Source organism: Pantoea sp. GbtcB22 (assembly GCF_019091025.1).
Classification (GTDB): domain Bacteria; phylum Pseudomonadota; class Gammaproteobacteria; order Enterobacterales; family Enterobacteriaceae; genus Pantoea; species Pantoea leporis.
The window spans coordinates 1-229 of the sequence record NZ_JAGXKB010001059.1 but is presented as its reverse complement, the minus strand read 5'-3'; the positions used below and the strand labels follow the sequence as shown (position 1 = coordinate 229).

1 pseudogene is annotated in these 229 nt (G+C 59.4%); it reads left to right on the top strand.

The features are described 5' to 3' along the window. Positions 1-229: pseudogene (locus KVT28_RS27505) on the top strand (urea ABC transporter permease subunit UrtC); the annotation flags it as partial.

Below are 229 nucleotides of genomic sequence, written 5' to 3'. Positions count from 1 at the left end.
CGGCTTCGGCGGTAATAACGGCTTTAACGGCTTCACCACATTGCTCGGCTTTAACGTCACCGCTACCGCCACGCGTATTGGACTGTTTGTCGCCACGGTGCTGCTGCTGCTGGTCAGCCTCGGCATTGGCTTCCCGCTGGCACGCAGCAAGTTTGGCCGCGTGTTGACCGCGGTGCGCGATGCGGAGAACCGCCTCATGTTCATCGGATACGATCCCAAAGGTTTCAAG